The sequence below is a fragment of the Granulicella mallensis genome (genome assembly GCF_014203225.1).
Classification (GTDB): domain Bacteria; phylum Acidobacteriota; class Terriglobia; order Terriglobales; family Acidobacteriaceae; genus Granulicella; species Granulicella mallensis_A.
On sequence record NZ_JACHIO010000024.1, the window covers coordinates 31,886 to 50,852 of the forward strand.

The following is an 18,967-nucleotide window of genomic DNA, read 5'->3' on the forward strand; positions in this document are numbered from 1 at the left end:
GCTATCGCTTCGAGGAAGGCTGACGGCGCTGATGATCTTTCATGGCCTGAGAAGTTGTCTTCGTTAATTGCGGTGCAACTTGACCCATTGCATCCCTGAACTTCATATCGAATTGTTCGGGGGTCACGCCGTTAGCGACGTTTATCGAGTAATAGTTGCTGCCACCGCCGAGAGCGTTATGCGGGATGATCGTGCCGGGAGTAGACGGAACGAATCGTTCCTTTCCCATCTCACCCACATCGATCGGCACGCCAGCTTGGACGCCACCGCCTAATGCGAAGCCACCACCGAACATAGACAGTTCAGGAAGCACTTTCCCGAAGCCACCACTAACGACAGTACCGACGCCAGAGCCAGCTCCATCATCGTCTGGTGACTCTACATCATCACCATCTGTTGAATCGGCAGAGGCACCAGGACTGGCGACCTTAGCTGATCGATGGAAGAGACTTCCGAAGATGCCACCAGAGGATGAACCTGCACCACCAGGGGCTTTACCTGAAAAGAGATTTCCGAAGAGACCCGTAGCTGTACCGCCTACAGATTGACCAACGATGCGAACATTGATTGGATTGGTAGCTGTTCCATCTGGCTTGGTTAGGCCGAGAGCACCTAAGACAGGAGCCTCAATCTGTTTCAGACTGTCATTCGCTAGGCTCTTACCAATGCCTCGGAACATGCCCGACCAATTGGTCTTATCACCGACCATTAGGTTTGAAAGGTTGTCATTTAGGCCAGATATAGCTTGTTGATATAGCGCGACGACTTGTTTAGCAGAGTCTTCACTGTCCTGCACCCATAAGGCATTCGCATTCTTCAGTGCGCCTTGCCATGAGGCACCGGCAGTCTGTGCCGCGTCCTGCATGATCTGGACTTGGCGGTCGGCCTGAGCCTTCGCCACGGCAGCTTGTGCATTGACTGTGGCGGCTGAGTTGGGGTCTAAGCCGGTCTGTCGGCCTAGCTCGTCATTGAGGGCTGCAATCTGCTGACGATACTGTTCAGCATGGATGTTGGCCTGTTGTGTAGCTGCATCTTGATTGCTTATTTGGCCGGTCTGTCGCTGAATGCCTAGAACAGCTTCAGCATAGCCTGTCGATTGTGATCCCTGTTCGAGGGATGCCTTAGAGCGTGCTTTCGCAGCTTCCTCGGCCTCACGTTGGCTGGCATTGATGGCAGCAGTGTATTTATCGTATGCGGCTTTGTAATTGGCTGAACCTTGCTGGGCTTCCAAGACACGGATAGACCAATAGTCGGCTTCATCCTGTGCCGTGCGATGCCCTGCCTGAGTCCATGAGTCGTGATCGAGATCCCATGAATCGCTCTGATCTTTGAGAGCCTTAGCAGCAGCTTGCTTCTGAGCCTCGGCGGCTTGAGTCCGAGCTTCCCTTAGCTTTGCGGTGAGTTCGTTTTGCGCATAGAGATATTGTGCTGAACCCTGCTGAAGACCGGCTAACCGACGATCCCATGTGTTTACTTCAATGACGGCTGAATCGTTGCCAGAGTCTTTACGGGAATCGTCTTGGCCCTGCCATTGCTGACGTTGGGCTTCCATCGCCTTCCGTTGAGCTTCAGAGGCTTGACGTGTTGCCTCTTGTGCTTCCTGACGACGCTTTTGCGCATCCTGAAGCTGTTTTTCTTGTTGCTGGTCAGCGGTGTTGCGATTCTGCTGAGACTGCTCATCGAGCGTATTGTCTGCAAAGTCTTGAACGCCAGATAAGATGTTGATATTGGCGCTGTTCTTGCCGCCGGTATCGAATGACTGGATATCAGTGCGTGACTGTTTCGCCCATGCTGACAAGTCTTTGAGAGCTGCGGTGATCTTTGCGATACGTGCCGTTGCTGCCTCGGGTGTGTCAGTGCCGGAGCGTGTTGCGTCCCGGTTATCCCGTTGCATATTGCGGATATCGGTCATCCGCTTGTTTACTTCATCAGAGACAGGCCCTGTGCTGATTTGCCCAGTGAGGGTGAACGCACCCAGACCGGCTGAGTTCTCAGCTAATAACTTTTTGACATTCGCTGCCGCCTTGTCCGACGACTCTGCGAGACGATCAGCATTGATTCGTGCTTCGTCTAGAGCCAAGGCCAATGTGTTGACGGGCTTGTGCTCTAACTTGGCGATGGTGATTTCTAATTCATCGTTCGCCTTTCGGAGTCCATCGACGTTAGTCTCGATGGGAGCATTTAACGATTCAAAGCCATCCTTCAGTGTGTCAGGTAGCTTGACCGCTGTCTCATACATCTTGTGGAGAGCTTCAACACCTCTGACGATTTCAGCGGTGAAAGCAACTGCGCCAACGATGGGAAACGCGACATCGAATGCCTTCGATAGGAGCGGGATAGATGATGCAAATGATTCAGCCGCGCGAATGCTTCCGGTTCCGCTTAGAGCACGGATACTGGCTGAGGCTTTGGCACGGTCAGAGACATCAGAGCCGATTGAACTTGAGACAGGTGCAACTTTGTTGAGTGTGGCTAGTTCTGCCTGGACTTGTTTATTCTTGGCGCTGATTCGGTCGAGACTGTTTACGATGCGGTTCGCATTCGTATCAGTGACCTCTGACATCATCCTAGCGGTACGCTGTTGAATCCTTGCCAACTCCTCCGAAGATGCGCCAACACTCTTAGCAGCATCTATCTGCATCTTGAAGCTGGATAGGATTTGATTCTTAGCGTTGGCTACAGATTGAGAAGCCTTTGAAACAGACTGATTCGCTTTATCGACATTCGAGACGAACTGACCGACATCAGCATTGAACGTTACGTGGACTGGAGAGGCCATTTAGTTAAGTGCCTTAGTGACTTCAGCCGTCATAGTGGCGGCGTAAGCGTCAATAGCTTGTTGCTGTGTTGCGTCCTGCGCAACTCTTATGAACGGATGAGGATCGGTTGTCTTCTTGCCCTTAGTAGCGCGAGCATTCGCGTGTCCGTTCTCTACCCAATTGGCAACAGAACGTGTCACGGCAGTTCCAGGGCCGATGGTGACGCTAGAGACATCACCTGTCGTGGTGGATTTGTCGCTCGCGATATGAACAGCGGCCTTTATGTTGGCGGCTAATTCACCGGGCTTGAGGAGGCCCTCGGCAACACCAGACTGAACAGGAGTGCGTTCGACTATTGCTGTTTTCACTATCTGGCCGACTTCCGTCAGGGCTTTGCGTTCAGCTTTCTTGAGCGCATCACCCTTCAGGGCATCGAGCTTTGCTATGAGATCGGAGAATTCGTTAGGCATCAGGTGTTTTGTGCAGGCAGATACGGTCGTATAGTGGGCCGAATCCCTGCTTCATCTCGTAGGCAAGTTGGGCCGATTGAGCCATGAATGCGTCTCTTATCGCTTGCAACTCTTCTGGCGGGACATGAGATTTAGGCGGGGCACTCTCACGATGGCTTGGCATGTATAAGAGCGGTGAGACGGCTTCTTTAGGCGCGTATATTGAGCTATTGATGACGGCTGCGGTCGTGAATGCAGCACACATCTCGCGATGTTGGAGAGTTTCCCTGTGCCGTTTGAACAATAGGGAAAACTGACGAGGGGTTAGCGAATAGAACTCAACGTCAGTGAGACGGAGGTCGTATCTCGCAACAGACCAAAGATAAGAAAGGCTCAGATGATCTGCACCACCTGAGCCGTCTATTCCCCCGCGTCTTCACCCTTAGGCTCTGGCTCGTCTAACGAACCAAACCAAGCAGTGATAATGGCGTTATGAATCGCTGGCACTTTATGCAGGGTGATCCAACTGCCAACTTCTTCGATTGTGAGTTTGGGATTCTCTTTTAGTAATGCCGCCCACAACAGCGCACGGAGATTGGTTGCGGATACATCAGTGATGTTCCTTAAAAGATTGATACCGGTATGGATTTCGGCCTGGGCGATGGCATTGAAGTCATAACAGAGATGCCGCTCGACACCGTTCAGAATGAGAGATACGTCAGGCAGAGTAGGGTCTTTCCCTACCGTGCCTGCTACTTGATTATTTTCAGACATGGATTTCTAGGGTTCCTACGGATTAGCTGCCGGGAGTGATGGTGATTATGCCGGTGATCTTGATGGTGGCGTTGAATGTCGAGCTTTTATCGAATTGAATGTCGAAAGTGCTCTCAGTGACATAACCCACATAGGTGAGCAAGGGACCAGTTGTCTGGACGGTCGCAGCATCCTGAATGAGGGGTAGCTGATGTTTTACCGAGAGAAGAGTCTGAGCATCGAATGCGGCACTGAGCATTAGCTGGCCGGGGTCTGATGGGTCCCACACGCCCGATATGGCAAGCTGACCTGCATCATTGAGGGTTGGGGCATACTCACGAGTCACACCTGTCGAACTCATGTTGGTGATATCTTCGGTATCCATCTTGCGGCCTGAATACTGAGTGGTTTTGATCTGATTGATTGGGGTAAAGGTGGGTGTTCCGGTAGCCGAAGCTGCGGCAATAGACAATACGGAACTCTTACCGGATATAAAGGCGGTAGACATAGATGGGGATTCCTTTGAAGCGGAGGGAAATGGGCAGTGCGGAGGGGATGTTGCGGAGAGGGGTGTTGCGGATGTTCGTTACTGCTGCGCGTAGAGGACGCGGTAATCAGTCGATGTCCTATATAGGCGGGTATCTTGCGAATAGGAGTCAGTGACGTTATCTATCCAGCAATTCGACACAGGGGTTCCATCGGGGAGTGTTCCTGTATAGCCGTCAAGAGTCTTTCTGATCGCATCGCTGACAGACTTTGCATCTGCATAAGCCGCCGCGAAACAATCAAACTGCACTCTGGCGAGTACGCACCCGACAGGACCGTCGTTGCTGTAAACAGGCACAGACGAAACGGTCTGATATGTCGCTGATGGCTGGGTTGTATCTGATTGCACTAGCGAATCAGGGAGAATCAGAGGATAGAGCCGATTTCCTGCGATGGCCGAGAATCCTGCATTAGCGATGACGAGTTGATATAAGCCGGATTCGATCATTGCTATTTGGTCTGCTCAAGGCACATAAGGTTGAGAATCACGCGGTCTTCAGCGGGATCGTTGACGGTTTGGATAACGAAGTGCCGCGACATATAACAGACACGCATACCAGCAGCGATTGCTATGGCAGGGTTGAACAGGATTGTTATGGCGTGGCTAATTTGTGAATTGAATCCAGCCCCCAGAGCATAAATTTCTTTGCTGGTGGCCGTGTGGATCGATGCCCAAGTGCTTTGCACATCCGTCCAGGTTGAAGTTGGTTGCCCGAACTCATCCTTAGTAGTCGATGGTGACTGGATGACAATAGGGCTCTTGAGATCGCCCGGATTGATAGTCGTCATTACATCCACCAATAAAACTTGTAGGGCGTGAGCAGCGCATCGACGCCAAGCGGAATGGTTGACAGCTTTTCAGTGGTCACAGCGGTACGGTTGAAATAGAAGTGACTGACCAGGAGCAATATGGCTTGCTTGATTAGCTGAGGACATGTGTCCACCGTGACGCCATCCCCGTAGCTTCCCGCGACAAAGGTCACGCGCACAGAACCAGGAATGTAATAGTCTGTCGTGGGCCATGTGAGATTGATTGAAGGGACAATACGAGCAGGTTCAGATGTGTTGTCCACGTTGTATGTGGATGGGTCGAGCGTTTGCTGAGTGCCGTTTACGTCGAGATAGGTTATGGATGTGACAGAGACCAGCCGAGGCATAGGCAAACGCAATGCCATCGAATCCCAAAGGGACGAGAAGCGCAAAGGGTTGCGCCTGTCCATCGGAACTGTTGACCGCCAATCGCCATAATTGAATTGATCGAGCGAGAGGACATAGGTCTGGTTATAGATGGCACGATTCAGCAGTTGCTCACACATCTCGCGTGCGGCTGTGATTGAGGCAGAGATGAGATCGTCATCGTTGCTGAACACCACACGCAACTGAGCCTTAGCCTGAATCAGCGTCACAGGTTCGATAGCTGGTGGCGTTACTAGTTGATAGTTGAGCAAGGTGATTCCTTATCTGATTTCTGAGGGAAGACGTGTCGCAGGAGCACGGCGTCTGGCGGGGATCGAAGCGACCTTTACGTCAACCAAGTCGTCTACCGGAATGGCGAAACGGACAGCAATGAGTTCCCTTGCCTGCTTCTCGGTGAGGTCATAGACGACACCACGCGCAAGGGACTGCCCGCTCCCTACAGCAGGAGTTGTGATTTTCACTTTCATGGAGAACCTTTGCCGTAAGGGGCAGGTGTGATCCTGCCCCCATGTGGGCAATGTTTAGCGAATGAGGAGAGCGTTGAAGGGTGAGATACCAGCGTTCTTTGACACGCCACCAACACGAGTGCGGATAATGAATCCAACCTCATCGGTGTCAGCGAAACGTTCGTCTAGGCGCTTGATGGTTGGTAAGCCATCGGTGCGGAGTAGATATCCGAGTTGGAAGTCGCCAAATAGGATTGCCTTGTTGCCGGTTGCAAGCGCAGGGAGCGAATCATTGATGATGACTGGACGACCGAAGATGGTTGTGAAGGGATTTCCGGCAGGATTTGCATCAAAGATGGGTGTTCCGGTTGTTGCTGTGAGGCCCATTAAAGCTGCACGGGTAGAGGTAGACATCTGCCATGAACCGTTACGTGCATAAGCAGCGGTTACTGAGCCATATAAGGCAGCAATATCTGGATATGCAATGACGCCAGCGGTTGCAGTCTCAGCACCAGCACCGGCTAACGCGGTAAAGCCAGCGATGTTGGAGGCATTACCAAGAGTTACGTAGTGTTCAAGAGACACACCGACGACGTTTGCCCATTGCTGAGTTAGCCATGTTGGAAGGTCGAATTTAGAATCTGCCAGTTCCTCAGCAGAGAGCTTGACGATGCCGCCGAGCTTGTCAACAGAAACGATAGTGCTTGTGAATGCAGGATCAATCTCAGGAAATGCAGTTCCTTCAGCGACTAAGGGTAGAAGTGTCGAGGTGTAGTTAACCAAAGACATCTTCATGGGTGCGCCGTTGTTATCGGTGACACGGTTGTCCACGATCTGAAGGACGGGAGCAAATTCACGCATTGCGGTGACTAACTCAGGATTCATGAGCTGAGGAATGACAGCAGCGCCAGATGTACTGGTTGTGAGAACGTCACGATACTCAGTGGGAATCTGGTTGGTCAGCATGAAAGAACGTAGGGCATGATTGAGGCGTGTACGCTGATCGCCGTTGGTCTGTTCGGCGCTAGGACGCTCGGCAGGCTGAAATGCGCGCTGTTCGGCTTCGTGAGCTTCGATAGTCTTGAGGGACGCAATACGCTTCTCAAGACCAGTGGCCTCAGTAAGCATGGTGTCGGCAGATGCAAGCTGCTCAGTGGTGGAGTTTTCGTTGGCTAAGATGGCTCCTGAATCGGCCATGAGTTTGTTACGCTTCTCTTGAAGTAGTGCAATAGACATAGGTGTTCCTTCCCCCCATTGCGGGAGGCGTGTTTTGAGGTGGGATTTTGTGGTGCGGAGGGGTTAGCCGTTCAAAGAGAGCAACCGGTGACGTAATGTCACTCGTTGCCGCTGCTCAGTGTTGGCCGTAATGCAGGAGGGTTCTACAGGTGGGATGGGTGGAGCGTTATGCGATTCGATTTGAGAGCGAATCTCAATGGGTGCAGAGCGCAAGGCGGCTGATGTCTCTGGATAGGCGGGGAATGAAACGACGCTAACCTCGAAGAGGTCTATATCGAGCAGACAGCGAATCACACAACCTTGTGCGTCCTGGGTCCATGTGTCGTTCGCGCACGAGAAGCCAAATGAGCAGGAATCAATATCACCGCGTCTTAGAGATTCCGCTAGATCGTTGCCTGTCGTTGTATTTGGAAGCTGGCAAACGAAGTTGAGGCCGATACTGTCTTCGGTAAGGATGAGAGTTCCTGATATTGTCCGGCCAAGTAATAGCTCGACCTGATGGTCACGCAAACACAGCACATCGGGACTGTCTGCCAGAGTGCGAGTGAGAGCGCCAGGGGCGATAGTCTCCACGAATCCACCGAGGTCGACAGATAGAGAGTTGTAAAGCACCGCGTAGCCAGAGACGGTATTGCTTCCATCGTCGTTCTTGGATACCCGTACATCACGCATAACGGATGAGCGGTATTCGCGGCTGTTAGTAGTTGGTTTGGGGTTCATTGTCGTCCTGATTAGGTGGGTTTAGCGGCTGTTCATCGATGTTTTCGGTCTTAGCTTGCGCGATTAGCTGGTCAGAATTAGCCATGTTCACAGCGGTGGTGTAGACATCGGCTGACGGGTCATCGATGGTGTTCTCACCGAGCTTGCGACGGATGTCATTGCTGGAGTACCAGCCGTTCTGTTTCCCGAGGGCAAATCCTTGCATCTGCGTGGCAAAGTCCCCGCGAAGTCGCTCGGTAATGTCAAACGCAATGAAATAGGCACCAGCTTTGCGGCCTATCTGCGGAACCAGCTTGCGGTTCAGTTCGCCCTCAAGGATCGAGAGCAATGGACGCAACGTGTTCGTTATGAAGTCAAGACTCGATTGCTCATGGTTGTTGTTAGAGAGCCGGGTAGTGTCACCAGCCATGTTGGGAGGGACGCCATATAGAGCACATATCTCAGTGCGTTGCATCGCACGAGTCTGGATAAACTGAGAGTCTTCAGGTGAGAGAGCTAGAGGTTGATACTTCCAATCACCAGACAAGACAGCAGTGCCACCTTGGTTAGAACCGCCGTGATTCATCTCCCATGACTTCTTCGCAGATTCTTTTTGCTCGGGGTTGAGTCCGGTGGGTGCCATGAGGAGGCCCCCTGGACGAGCACCATTGCCGAATAGCTTTGCGCCTGCTTTCTCAGCAGCACGAGAGAGGCCGAGGGCTTCGCGGGCTTGCTGAATGGGTGATAGTCCCTTTATCCCGTCCATCGACAGCAGTCTGAAGTGACAAACGCTGTCGGCGTCTAACGTCTTCCATGTGCCATTCGATTGACCTTGCTGTGTGCGATACGCCAGCGTGCCATTAGGCAGTCGATAAGGCTCCGTGATGGTTGGCATGAGTGGGAATAACTCACTCACTTGTCCGGCTGCGTTACGAACAATACGCACATAGGCGTTTCCTGTAATCAGGAGGCCGGTCACAATGGCAGACCAAAACGCGTGGCGGTCCATTTCGACGTTTGGCTCGGTCGATAACAGATATTGCAGGGGATGGGAGTCGGCTTCCCTGCTACCGTTCTTCGTCTTCTCGTAGATCGAGAGTGGGAGTGAAGCCACGGCTTGAGACAAGACACGGATGCACGCATAGACCGTGACAATCCGCATTGCGGTGTCATGGTTGATAGCCTCGCCGGAGTTCGTGGCATTGCTGCCGGTCATCTCATAGGCCCACTCAAAACCAACACCACCGAGAGGAACGGAGGGGGTGTTTAGAGTCGGCTGTGCGCGTAGTTCTAGACGTGTTAGGTCATCGCCCCTGTCAGAGAGAAGGGCGCGGATTGAAGATAGGATTTGCAAGAAGTTGTTACCAGATTTCGATTCCCCAGGTTGCGGACGGGGAATCAGAGAGGAGCATTGCTCGGTTCATTGCGAGGAAGACCGCTATTGCGGGATCAATCTTCATCTCAGGGGATGGTTTGTCAGGCATGGTCAGATTGCCGGCGACTGTCTCATGGGTGAGTACATTGCCCATCGCCCACTCAAGAAGTGGGTTGCCGTCATAATGGAACCTGCCGTCGTATACGGCTGACTCCAATTCCTTCATTGCGGGTGACAGTTCGCGAGGAGATGGCGGGATAATGACTCTATCGATGCCGCTTTGTTCTGCTACGCGCTGGGAGAATTGGTCTGCATAGCGCTCGTCATAGGCAAGCAGAGAGACTTTGAATTTGGAGATATCAGCGAGGGTGTCTCTTTCGAGCGTGGCGTAATCAATGCTGCTGCCCGGTGTAGAGGTGAGGAGTCCGTCAGCACACCATTTCTGAAAGTGTTGATTGGCGGGGTCGTTGACACGTGACTCAGGAACGTAACACTGAACGAAGGCGTAATAGTGAGGTTTGCCTTCGATATCCCGCCTGAACAGTTTGCAGAGAGCGCAGAGGTCGATCTTGGAGGCAAGATCGCTGCTGAGGATGCAGGGATCATCGATGAATGCGTCTGGGCTGAGTGCGGAATCCGCACACTTTCGGAAGAACTCCATGTTCATCCATGCGGATGAGGCGGTTATCCAATGATTCAAGTGTTTGCAGCGGAATGTTCCCTGCTTGGCACTATTACGAATTGCTTCGGCCTGAGCCTCAATGAGAGATTCTTCCGAGACACTCACACCAATGTTGGGATTGGCGCTTAGGAGGGCTTCGCGTGAGGTCCAGGGGATCTCGGGATCGGCGGTATAAATGACACCGAATAGACGTTCGTTATCGCCTTTGCCATCTAGCAGTGCTTCAACTTCACGCTGTTTGGAGTGGGCCGGGCCGCTGATCGTTTCGCCAGCAGTGGTGATGATGAGCTTGAGAGGTTGTTTACGTCCGACCATGCCGGTCGATTGGGCGTCATAGAGGGATGCGTCTCTCCACTGATGGGCTTCGTCGCCGACGAACAGATGAGGCATGGAGCCGTCTCGACCTGTGCCTATGACCGGCATCATTCGGGAGCGGGATCGAAGCTGTACAAGAGACTTTGCGTTGATCTCGATGCCGTATCGCTTGCATAGCGCTGGCATCCCTTCGAGCATGGCTTTTGCCGGTCGGAACACTTCAAAGGCTTGCTGTTCGGTGAGTGCTCCGCAGTAGGTTTCGGCACCTTTCTCCCCGTCAAAGAAAGTCATGTACAGAGCAATGGCAGCAGCTAGGGGTGACTTGCCGTTCTTCCGAGGGATGAGTAAGACAGCCTCACGGAAGCGCCTGAGTCGGGTGTCGCGGTCAACGAAGCCAAATATGGAACAGACGATGAAGACCTGAAAGTCTTCAAGTAAGAATGGTGTGGACTGTTTAGCGCCTTTCTCATGCGGACAGAGTTGGATGAAGCTGCAAACCTTATGTGCGCGGGCAGGATCGTATGTCCAGCGCCAATCAGTGCGCTCTAGATCGTCTAGGAAGCGTTGGCAGGCTCCGACTGTGTATCGGCTTGCGGGATGTTCCTTGGCAACGATAGACCGGCAATATCGTATGGCGCGGTCGGTGAAGCTAACTGTCGAGGAACTGCAAGGGGTCATTGGGGGAATCTTGAGGAGTGGCTGAAACTTTTGACCTGTCGGAAGGGGTCATGCCTAACGAGGCGAGGGCCATTCGCAACTGCGCGATGGACGCAACAGTGGATTGCCCGGTACGAAGGTCGTAAATGAGGTGGGTTATGAGTTCGAGGATGATTCGGTCACTGCGTTGGAGAACACCAGGCGCAACCAAGCCAGCCACTTCATCCCATATCGCACGTTTCGCTTTACTGAAGCCAGATGGGGCTGAACCAATGGGAAGAGTCACATTAGGTTCGCTCAATCTGTCTACATAGCGGCCAGGATTAGTGGCTAGACCGCCATTTAAGGCAAGCAGGGCCGTCGGTTTGCGTGGTTTGGGCATTGATTTTGAAAAGTTTGAATTGCAGACGTAAAAATTCGACCAATGTGCGGTCTCAGGGGGTCTGAATGCGAGGGATTTCGCCCCCCTATCCCCTAGCGCTACGGATCGTTTAGGATTGCGAATACATGAGCACAAATCCGAACTCAAAGGCTAAAGCCACAAGACGGCTGCGGAACATCCTAGCCGACAACACTGCCTGCGAACAGCGGGTTAAGATGATGCTTGACGCGATCACTGTTGCTCATGAGTTCACTCGGGATCGCCAGGAGCAATCGATGCTAGAGACAGCAGCGTCGATATCTAGGTTAGATATCCCGGCCGATTTAGTGAGCTGGTTTCGCAATAATATCCCTACCATCAGTGTCAAAAGGGCTTCTGACCTATCCTCATCGATGCGGGCGGCGTCGCTTATCTTCGCACATAGTCATCTCGACAAGGCTCTAAACCAGCTTCTGATGCTCTCTGTACTGCTCCGACCATCAGACTGGAATGAAAGAATAAACGATTCGTGTCAGACTAAATACAGTTTGAAAGACCTTCGATCCATCGACCCACTTAAGATGGCGATCAACGCGACCAATCAATTCCTCACGCGGCAGAAGCACGCGAAGATTACAAAGAGGAACACGATGCTTCTTAGGTATGTCGGGAAGTATCCAGCATCACCTAACTATCATAGACTCGACACTCAAGCACTAGAGTTATTTGATGCTATGCGGCATCAGCTAATCCACGAGAGTTCTCATAATGGGCTAGACCTTAGTGAAGCTACCGGTCAAAGATGTCTCGCAGTCGTTAGTCACGTCGGGAGCTTAATTGAATCTGTGGCGCAGTACATCGATATCCCATTTGATGAAGTTGACTCGCTGGAACCGGTCGGTGAGGTAGGAGAGAGTGATGTGGAGAAAGTGGAATCTTGATCCCGAGAAGGAATGGGTTCCATGCGCCATATACGGCGATCCTTTTCTTAAATAGGCATATTCAGCACTGATTCGTTGTATTGAGGTACTATTTGCGGATATGGCACAAGATATAGTTCCTGAGCAAGTCGTAGCAAAGCCTGAACCTGAGGTCGTCTATCACTACACCTCTATGGAGGTGCTTCAAAAGATTATTAAGTCGCATGAGCTATGGGCGACGAATGTCAATTATTTGAATGATGTTTCTGAATACAGATTTTTTATTGACGCTACCGCCGATAGGTTTGTCGCCCTCGACTTAGGACCGCCGCATCTTCCGAAAATTGACAAATTTGATCCAGATAGTGATTTCGTGACATTACCATTTGTCACATCACTGTCTGGAGAGAGAGATTCGCTATCGCAATGGCGCTCATACTGTACAACTGGCAATGGTGTCAGCATAGGATTTCGGACGACTTCACTTAGACGCGCGTATTTAACACCGCCAGAACAGCGGGTTCCAGGGATGCTAATTCCCGGAGTACATTTCGATAAAGTGCGGTATGTGAAGAAGGGTGATGATGCGAGTATTGATGCCGCACTGAACACTATTTATGAAACATCCAAACAGTACGTGGTGCAAAGCCCTGATCTCGTAGAGCAAGGGTTCACTTTTTCGTTCCATTTCGAGCAAGGTGTCGCGATGTCTGCCATGTTCCATAAAGATGACTCGTTCAGAAATGAGTGTGAATATCGCCTTTGCGCAGACAGCATAGGGTGGCGGCAAGATCTTCTACGGTTTCGACCTGCACGCACCACATTGACTCCATACGTTGAAATATGTATTCCCAACACTGACAACGAGCAGCCAAAAGACACCTGGAATGCTATCGAAAGTATCACGATAGGGCCAACCCCGAATATGTCTTTGTCAATCGCGGCAGTACAGCGCTATTGCAGTGCTCAAGGTATCAATGTGGATGTCAAAGATTCTAAGGTTCCATATCGAGATTGGTAGATTCGAGTGACAGCCGCGCTATGCTGCCTTCTCTTCTATGATGTCTGGTTCATGCGGGATAGAGGTTAACGTTGTTTGGTTAGCCTCTGTCTCTTTGCATCGTTGTGCTGCTATATCGAAATACTTTTGATCCTGTTCAATGCCGATTCCCTTTCGTCCTGTATTGAGCGCGGCGACAATCGTTGTTCCTGACCCCATTGTGCAATCAAGTACAGTGTCTCCAGCGTTTGTATAGGTGCGGATAAGGTATTCACAGAGATCGAGCGGTTTCTGTGTAGGATGTAAACCCTTGTCCTGTTTGAATTCGAGAACAGTCTTTGGATAGCGTGAGCCGTCGACGTTCACAGTCTCAGTGACTCTATCGAACGGGCGATAGTTGCTGCTTCCTTTGCGGCGTCCAGTCTTGTACGTCTTGTGGCCGTATTCCTTTTGCGGATTGTATGGCGGTGTCTTGTCGCAGAAGACCAGAATGTTTTCGTGGTTCTTTAGCGGATAGACATGACAGTTGAGGAATCCTGTCCCCTGCGGTTTTTCCCAAATCCACTCAGTTCTGAGCTGTTTGAGATTACTCGCTGCTACGGTCGTGGTGAATGGCTGCTGAGTGAAGAGCACGATTGGCGCTCCCGGTTTGCAGACGCGTTTCCATTCTGCCCAGAGCTTTTCCATCGGGATAACACTGTCCCAGGCGTTGCTGGTCGTCCCGTATGGAAGATCGGTCAGGACCATATCGACAATCCCGGCTGGCAGTTTTGCCATCTGCTCTAGGCAGTCACCGAGGATGATTTGGTATGGTTCTTGAGGCATGTCTTTCGTTAGGAATTTGCTGATCTCGCGGAGGCGAATAGGAAATGAAGATTATTGAGGGTGTTGAGTTCCCTGACGGCGTGGTGGAACTCGTCGAGACCGTTGTAAACAAGGCGCACCTGGTAGCTGGCAAAGAATGTGTCTTTAAAGCAGACGGTCAGATTCGTGCCGCAGTCGAAGGTGCAACACGCACGACCAAGGGGAATGGTGTTTTCCTGATGATCGCGCCAAGAGAACACGGCGCTACGATAATCAAGCGGAAAGCCTACAGTAGCGGACGAATGCGATTCGAGCTCACCGAGAATTCAATCGCAGAGGTTCTGCGAGATTTGCCCACATGGTACAAGAACGTAAAAGCTAGTCTTGATGAGTCCGGAAGGAGTGCCGCGAGCAAGAGTGACAAAAAGAATCCGGCATGGACTCGCGATGAGCTAATTCTTACGCTTGAATTTTACTTTCGGGTGCCACCCTGGAAAGTGAATGGGAACCATCCAGAAATCCTAAAATTGAGTGAAGAGTTGAAACATCTATCTGCCTTCACAGACCCGCCTGATGCCGTGCGATATAGAAATTCCAACGGCACATACATGAAGCTGATGAACTTTCAAAGTCTTGACCCAACCCGAGGTGGAAGGGGCCTGAAGAGCGCAAGTCGTGGCGACCGTGAAGTATGGGATGAGTTTGAGGATAGGCGAGACGAGCTAACAAAGGCAGCAGCAGCAATTCGAGCTGTCATCTCTAATCCAAAACTCATACAAGAGGCGCAGGAAGTAGACGGGCCAGATACAGACGATATTACGGAAGCGCCAGAAGGACGGGTTCTCACAAGACTTCATCGGGTGCGCGAGCGGAATGCAAAGTTGGCGAAACGCAAGAAGGACCACGTATTCAAAAAGACAGGCGCGTTACGTTGTGAAGCGTGCCAATTTGACTTCGTGGCTCGGTATGGTCAGGACGCTCGCAATTGCATTGAGTGTCATCACATCATGCCATTATCTCAGTTGCCGGAGCATACGAAGACGACTCTTGATGATCTTGCACTCGTTTGCGCCAATTGCCACCGGGTGATACATAAGCGAAAACAGTGGCTCACTATTGCAGAGTTGAGAAAATTGCTTCAACAGTCCGGTACAGTCTCAAATGAGCAGGCCGCAGTGATACCCGAATGACGGTCTTCGCTACGTGATGGGATTTTAACTTGCAATTTTGGAGCGCTTCGATATCATTCGGAAACGCAGTATTCTGGTGGGCCAAGCAAACTCAATCTCAAAAACATCACGCTCTATGGCGTGAACCACTATATTTCGGAGAGTTAACATGATTAGCCTGTCTAATAGAGCTGAGACTACAGTCGTTGTATATATTACCTGGCTCACTTCTGATGGAAGACATGTAGGTGACGGCGACGGTCCCTGGGGACCGTACGAAATTGCAAGTCAGACCGTTAAATTGGTGGACGAAATGAACGAAAACACCGTTAATATCTATCTATTGACGGCAACGGCCACAGATCCTGATGATCCTTATAATTTCCATATATACGGGAATAGTAGCCTAGATATTAGGGCCGAGGGACCATCTGGGGAAGATTTTGATCCAAATACGGTGCAAGTCTACTACGATACTGGCGCTCCAGTGCCTTGCTTAAATCATAATTGGGGTCATGAGTGAGGCAGAAACTAAGGTTGAAGTCCAACAAATATGGCGCTGCAAGTTATGCAGAATAGGCTCAGTGCATACTCAATCTAGGGGCATCAGTCTTTATGGCATGGACGACTCTACCTGGAGAACTGAAATGATAACTATATACAACAACACAGGAACAAAAGGTGGTGGGGTAAGCAACCCGCCCATCTATTACGATGTACAGGTTAACTTCTGGTCCATCGACCAGATGTTGGATACGGGCGAATGGACTACAGCACTACCTCAGACTCCCCTGACAGTGCAGAGGTCTTCCGATAATGGCTATATATTACTGGTTCGGGAATCGCTTTCACCAGAAACCGTCTTTGCATATTACATACGTAAAGACGACAACCTAACAATAAGCAAAATGCAGGATGATCCGTACGTTCAATCTGATGACTACACGTTGCCCAATTTAAAGTATTTCAACTGGAACAATCCTGCAGTCGCGTGAGGCGATTGTGAGGGCTGCCACGCTGTACAGAAAAGGTGTTACCCTGTGTCGCGGCGATTTTGCTGTGGCACGGTTTCCATAACGATGTCAGATTAGTGAGATCGATCTACTGTTTACGAGTTTCTTTGGAATACAGCCCGAAAAATACAATCAACCCAATAAACGAAGGAAAGAATACCAGGCGTGGAAGCCAGATAAAGGTCTTACTAAGGAGTACAGAAAAGGCACAAAGCATTCCGCAGCTTAACGCAATGGCGAGAAATGTTCGATTCTTCTTCATCTCAATCTCCACTTATTTAGACTCTGGAATCTGTTTCAGTTCGCCATCAGTCTCTTTGTTGGTATACAGGAGTTTGAAATCATAGACAAACTTTCCTCAGTGGGCGCTGCGTAGCGGTGATTCTAGAGTGGCAAGTCTTGCAAAGCGAAGTCAGATTCGTTAGGTCTAGACGGCGGGATGGATCGGTATTGATAGGAATCTCGTGATGGACTTCTTCTGCGGGCACCGGTCTAGGCAAACAGTGTTGGCAGATGAATTTGTCACGTTGCAGCGCCAGGAGTCGTACACGACGCCAATCGGCATCATAGCCGCGAGATGTCGCTGATCCACGATGATTATCGTATTTGTACAGATTGTCTGTCGTGCTGTGTTTCTCGCAATAGCCGGATAAGGTGAGTTCACTGCATCCTGACTTCTTGCATGGGCGCTTCGGTGCCAGGGCCACGTTAGCTGACTTTTACAGCCGAGAACAATCCAATCAACAGGTCAATCTCTTGACCGGCTACGACGATTCCCTCGCCTGCTGCTTTAGCGGCGATGGTGGCGGCTGCTGTTGCCCATTGAGCTTCAGACAAAGGACTCGTAACGTCTTGTTGAACTGCTGTGACGGCATCCTTTGCGATGACACCGAGAGCAGTCTTTAGGATGTTCTTTTCGGCATCGAGGAAGTTCTTTACGGCTGTTGAGCCGAATACGCTAGTGAAGGCGTGGGCGATGGCGTCGGCGGTATTGGTAATCCAATTACTCATGATGAATGAACCTATTTGGAGAGTGTTTCTTGAAACTGTAGGGCTGAAAGCAGAACTTCCATGCTTCGAGAATCGCTTTGGCTTCGGCGGTGGGTCGTCTCTCTGTCAAGGCTTCGATGAGTTCGACACCAGGATAAGCGGACGAATCAGCGAGCTTGATGCGCTCAGGGATGTGTTTCTCCCGTTTGGGAAGTGATGTGTCTTTTTTCATTTGAATAGGGCGAGGGGTTGGTTCTCTATTGGGCGGGGTTTTATGCAGCACGCGTTAACAGTCAATAGGTGGGTGATCGAATGATCGGACTGATGCGGAGATATTTCCCCTCTACTTATTACGGGCGTCTGAGAGGGAAATTGGCTACTGTATTTTGGCGAGTGCCTGAAGTTTCTGCTTGGCGTGGTCATACCGCTTACGAATGCAGTCTTTCGAAACGCCTTGCTGCTTGGCAATGTCCCGTAGAGACATTCCTTCAATGATGTGTTGGCTGATTATGTCTTGATCTTCAAGAGGCAAGCAGGATAGGGCAGCTACTATATGACCGTCTGTATCTTCTCCCTGTGGCGCGATGGGATCGAATGTCAGGTCGGGCTGGACAGTCCACTTACGATCCCGACGGCGTGATGTCTCTTGCCGATGATGAACCGTTCGGAGGATTGCTAATGCTGCCTTTTCAGTTTGTGGCGCGGCCTCAAGCAGTGCAACATATTGGTCTTGCCGGTAATCTCTATTTCGTGCATCCGCAAGGCGAAAGAAGTGATCTGGAGCGAGGCGATTAGTTGACATCGCCTTTCTCCATGATCCCGTTCGGGTAATATCGATCGATCAATTCTTGAACTTTCCTATATGCCCGTTCTACATCCGCTGAGGCTTCGCGAATCTGCTGGGCATACCGCTCGATGGCTTCCGCGTTCCGTTCTCTCTGATCGCTCATTAAGCTACTCTCCTTAGCCCGGCGACTTCAGCATGGAGTTGATCGTCAAGACGTTGCCATACGGTTTTGCGCTTCGATGATGCTGCGACCGCAACAGGTGAGGGCTTAGGTTTACGGGGCTTCTTGGCGCGTGGGTTCAGTACAAGGCTTATGGTCGATTCGGCTCTTTTGAAACGCTTTGCAAGGGCATACTGGCTGACCCCGGATGCCCTGAGTTCATGAATCTCTTTCTTCTCTTCATCGGTGAATCTCTTCAGCGATCTCTTCTGCCCACGGCAACTTCTTCCCTTTCTGACCATGTCGGCAGAGTTTTCCTTTGCGGTCCCAGCGAATAGGTGTCGGACACAGGCTGGGTTGTCACACGAGTGACACACATAGAGGCCATCTGGTACAGGCCCATGACCCAAGAGGTGTTCGTATGAATAACGATGTGCTGAAATTGATTTCTCCCCGTCCCAATACATGCCGTATGTTGGACCCTTACTGTTCTTGAGACGGCCTGCCGAATAGAGCCAACAGGAGTCTTTGCCTGGGGTGATGGTGAGCTTAGAGATGAAATTGGTGAGATATTGCTGGGATGTCTTCTTCATTGGAGTTCCTACAAGGGAGAGTTACTTGCTGGCTCCCGAGGAACTCAATGCAAGTG

22 protein-coding genes are annotated in these 18,967 nt (G+C 51.1%); 4 read left to right on the forward strand and 18 right to left on the reverse strand.

Going from position 1 to position 18,967, the window contains the following annotated elements; translation table 11 throughout:
- Position 1: 1 nt before the first annotated feature.
- The 12 genes from HDF15_RS21755 to HDF15_RS21810 form a co-directional block, all read right to left on the reverse strand.
- Entirely contained in the window at positions 2-2,779 is a 2,778-nt protein-coding gene (locus tag HDF15_RS21755; protein ID WP_184259432.1) for a phage tail tape measure C-terminal domain-containing protein, read from the reverse strand.
- Positions 2,780-3,229: an HK97-gp10 family putative phage morphogenesis protein gene (locus HDF15_RS21760; RefSeq protein WP_184259434.1), complete on the reverse strand. Its 450-nt coding sequence runs from the start codon at positions 3,227-3,229 to the stop codon at positions 2,780-2,782. It lies immediately after the preceding gene.
- 399 nt (positions 3,230-3,628) lie between these two features.
- Entirely contained in the window at positions 3,629-3,982 is a 354-nt protein-coding gene (locus HDF15_RS21765; RefSeq protein WP_184259437.1) for a hypothetical protein, read from the reverse strand.
- A gap of 22 nt (positions 3,983-4,004) precedes the next feature.
- Positions 4,005-4,433: a hypothetical protein gene (locus HDF15_RS21770; RefSeq protein WP_184259438.1), complete on the reverse strand. Its 429-nt coding sequence runs from the start codon at positions 4,431-4,433 to the stop codon at positions 4,005-4,007.
- Between the two features lie 114 nt (positions 4,434-4,547).
- On the reverse strand, positions 4,548-4,955 hold the full coding sequence (locus HDF15_RS26495; RefSeq protein WP_184259440.1) for a DUF3168 domain-containing protein: 408 nt from the start codon (positions 4,953-4,955) through the stop codon (positions 4,548-4,550).
- Positions 4,956-4,957: 2 nt separating this feature from the next.
- Positions 4,958-5,296 carry a phage head closure protein gene (locus HDF15_RS21780; protein ID WP_184259442.1) on the reverse strand — a complete coding sequence of 113 codons (339 nt, stop codon included), beginning with the start codon at positions 5,294-5,296 and terminating at the stop codon, positions 4,958-4,960.
- A complete protein-coding gene (locus tag HDF15_RS21785; protein ID WP_184259444.1) occupies positions 5,296-5,955 on the reverse strand; it encodes a head-tail connector protein in 660 nt (219 codons plus the stop codon). The genes HDF15_RS21780 and HDF15_RS21785 overlap by 1 nt, the downstream gene beginning before the upstream one ends.
- Positions 5,956-5,964: 9 nt before the next feature.
- Entirely contained in the window at positions 5,965-6,171 is a 207-nt protein-coding gene (locus tag HDF15_RS21790) for a hypothetical protein (protein WP_184259446.1), read from the reverse strand.
- A 54-nt stretch (positions 6,172-6,225) separates the two neighbouring features.
- On the reverse strand, positions 6,226-7,386 hold the full coding sequence (locus HDF15_RS21795) for a phage major capsid protein (protein ID WP_184259448.1): 1,161 nt from the start codon (positions 7,384-7,386) through the stop codon (positions 6,226-6,228).
- A gap of 63 nt (positions 7,387-7,449) precedes the next feature.
- A complete protein-coding gene (locus tag HDF15_RS21800; protein WP_184259450.1) occupies positions 7,450-8,106 on the reverse strand; it encodes an HK97 family phage prohead protease in 657 nt (218 codons plus the stop codon).
- Complete coding sequence (locus HDF15_RS21805; RefSeq protein WP_184259452.1) at positions 8,084-9,301, reverse strand: phage portal protein; 1,218 nt, start codon at positions 9,299-9,301, stop codon at positions 8,084-8,086. Before HDF15_RS21805 ends, HDF15_RS21800 begins: the two co-directional genes overlap by 23 nt.
- A 145-nt stretch (positions 9,302-9,446) precedes the next feature.
- A complete protein-coding gene (locus tag HDF15_RS21810; protein ID WP_184259454.1) occupies positions 9,447-11,135 on the reverse strand; it encodes a terminase large subunit in 1,689 nt (562 codons plus the stop codon).
- A 486-nt stretch (positions 11,136-11,621) separates the two neighbouring features.
- Between HDF15_RS21810 and HDF15_RS21815 the strand changes: the two genes are divergently transcribed.
- Positions 11,622-12,416: a hypothetical protein gene (locus tag HDF15_RS21815; protein ID WP_184259456.1), complete on the forward strand. Its 795-nt coding sequence runs from the start codon at positions 11,622-11,624 to the stop codon at positions 12,414-12,416.
- A gap of 100 nt (positions 12,417-12,516) precedes the next feature.
- A complete protein-coding gene (locus HDF15_RS21820) occupies positions 12,517-13,416 on the forward strand; it encodes a DUF2971 domain-containing protein (protein WP_184259459.1) in 900 nt (299 codons plus the stop codon).
- An 18-nt stretch (positions 13,417-13,434) separates the two neighbouring features.
- On the opposite strand, the gene HDF15_RS21825 is transcribed toward HDF15_RS21820, so the two are convergent.
- Positions 13,435-14,220: a site-specific DNA-methyltransferase gene (locus HDF15_RS21825; RefSeq protein ID WP_184259461.1), complete on the reverse strand. Its 786-nt coding sequence runs from the start codon at positions 14,218-14,220 to the stop codon at positions 13,435-13,437.
- Positions 14,221-14,264: 44 nt separating this feature from the next.
- Here HDF15_RS21825 and HDF15_RS21830 point away from each other — a divergent pair, with 44 nt between their 5' ends.
- Together HDF15_RS21830 and HDF15_RS21835 are read left to right on the forward strand one after the other, a co-directional pair.
- Positions 14,265-15,389 (forward strand): HNH endonuclease, encoded by a 1,125-nt coding sequence (locus HDF15_RS21830; protein ID WP_184259463.1) that lies wholly within the window; start codon positions 14,265-14,267, stop codon positions 15,387-15,389.
- Positions 15,390-16,015: 626 nt separating this feature from the next.
- Entirely contained in the window at positions 16,016-16,363 is a 348-nt protein-coding gene (locus tag HDF15_RS21835; RefSeq protein WP_184259465.1) for a hypothetical protein, read from the forward strand.
- 359 nt (positions 16,364-16,722) lie between these two features.
- On the opposite strand, the gene HDF15_RS26500 is transcribed toward HDF15_RS21835, so the two are convergent.
- The 5 genes from HDF15_RS26500 to HDF15_RS21860 form a co-directional block, all read right to left on the reverse strand.
- The gene (locus HDF15_RS26500) at positions 16,723-17,088 is read right to left on the reverse strand and encodes an HNH endonuclease (protein ID WP_184259467.1); all 366 of its coding nucleotides are present in this window, start codon (positions 17,086-17,088) and stop codon (positions 16,723-16,725) included.
- Position 17,089: 1 nt separating this feature from the next.
- Positions 17,090-17,392 carry a hypothetical protein gene (locus tag HDF15_RS21845; protein ID WP_184259469.1) on the reverse strand — a complete coding sequence of 101 codons (303 nt, stop codon included), beginning with the start codon at positions 17,390-17,392 and terminating at the stop codon, positions 17,090-17,092.
- Between the two features lie 355 nt (positions 17,393-17,747).
- Entirely contained in the window at positions 17,748-18,173 is a 426-nt protein-coding gene (locus HDF15_RS21850; protein ID WP_184259471.1) for an RNA polymerase sigma factor, read from the reverse strand.
- Complete coding sequence (locus tag HDF15_RS21855; protein WP_184259473.1) at positions 18,163-18,321, reverse strand: hypothetical protein; 159 nt, start codon at positions 18,319-18,321, stop codon at positions 18,163-18,165. Before HDF15_RS21855 ends, HDF15_RS21850 begins: the two co-directional genes overlap by 11 nt.
- A complete protein-coding gene (locus tag HDF15_RS21860; protein WP_184259475.1) occupies positions 18,321-18,911 on the reverse strand; it encodes a helix-turn-helix domain-containing protein in 591 nt (196 codons plus the stop codon). Before HDF15_RS21860 ends, HDF15_RS21855 begins: the two co-directional genes overlap by 1 nt.
- Positions 18,912-18,967 lie beyond the last annotated feature (56 nt).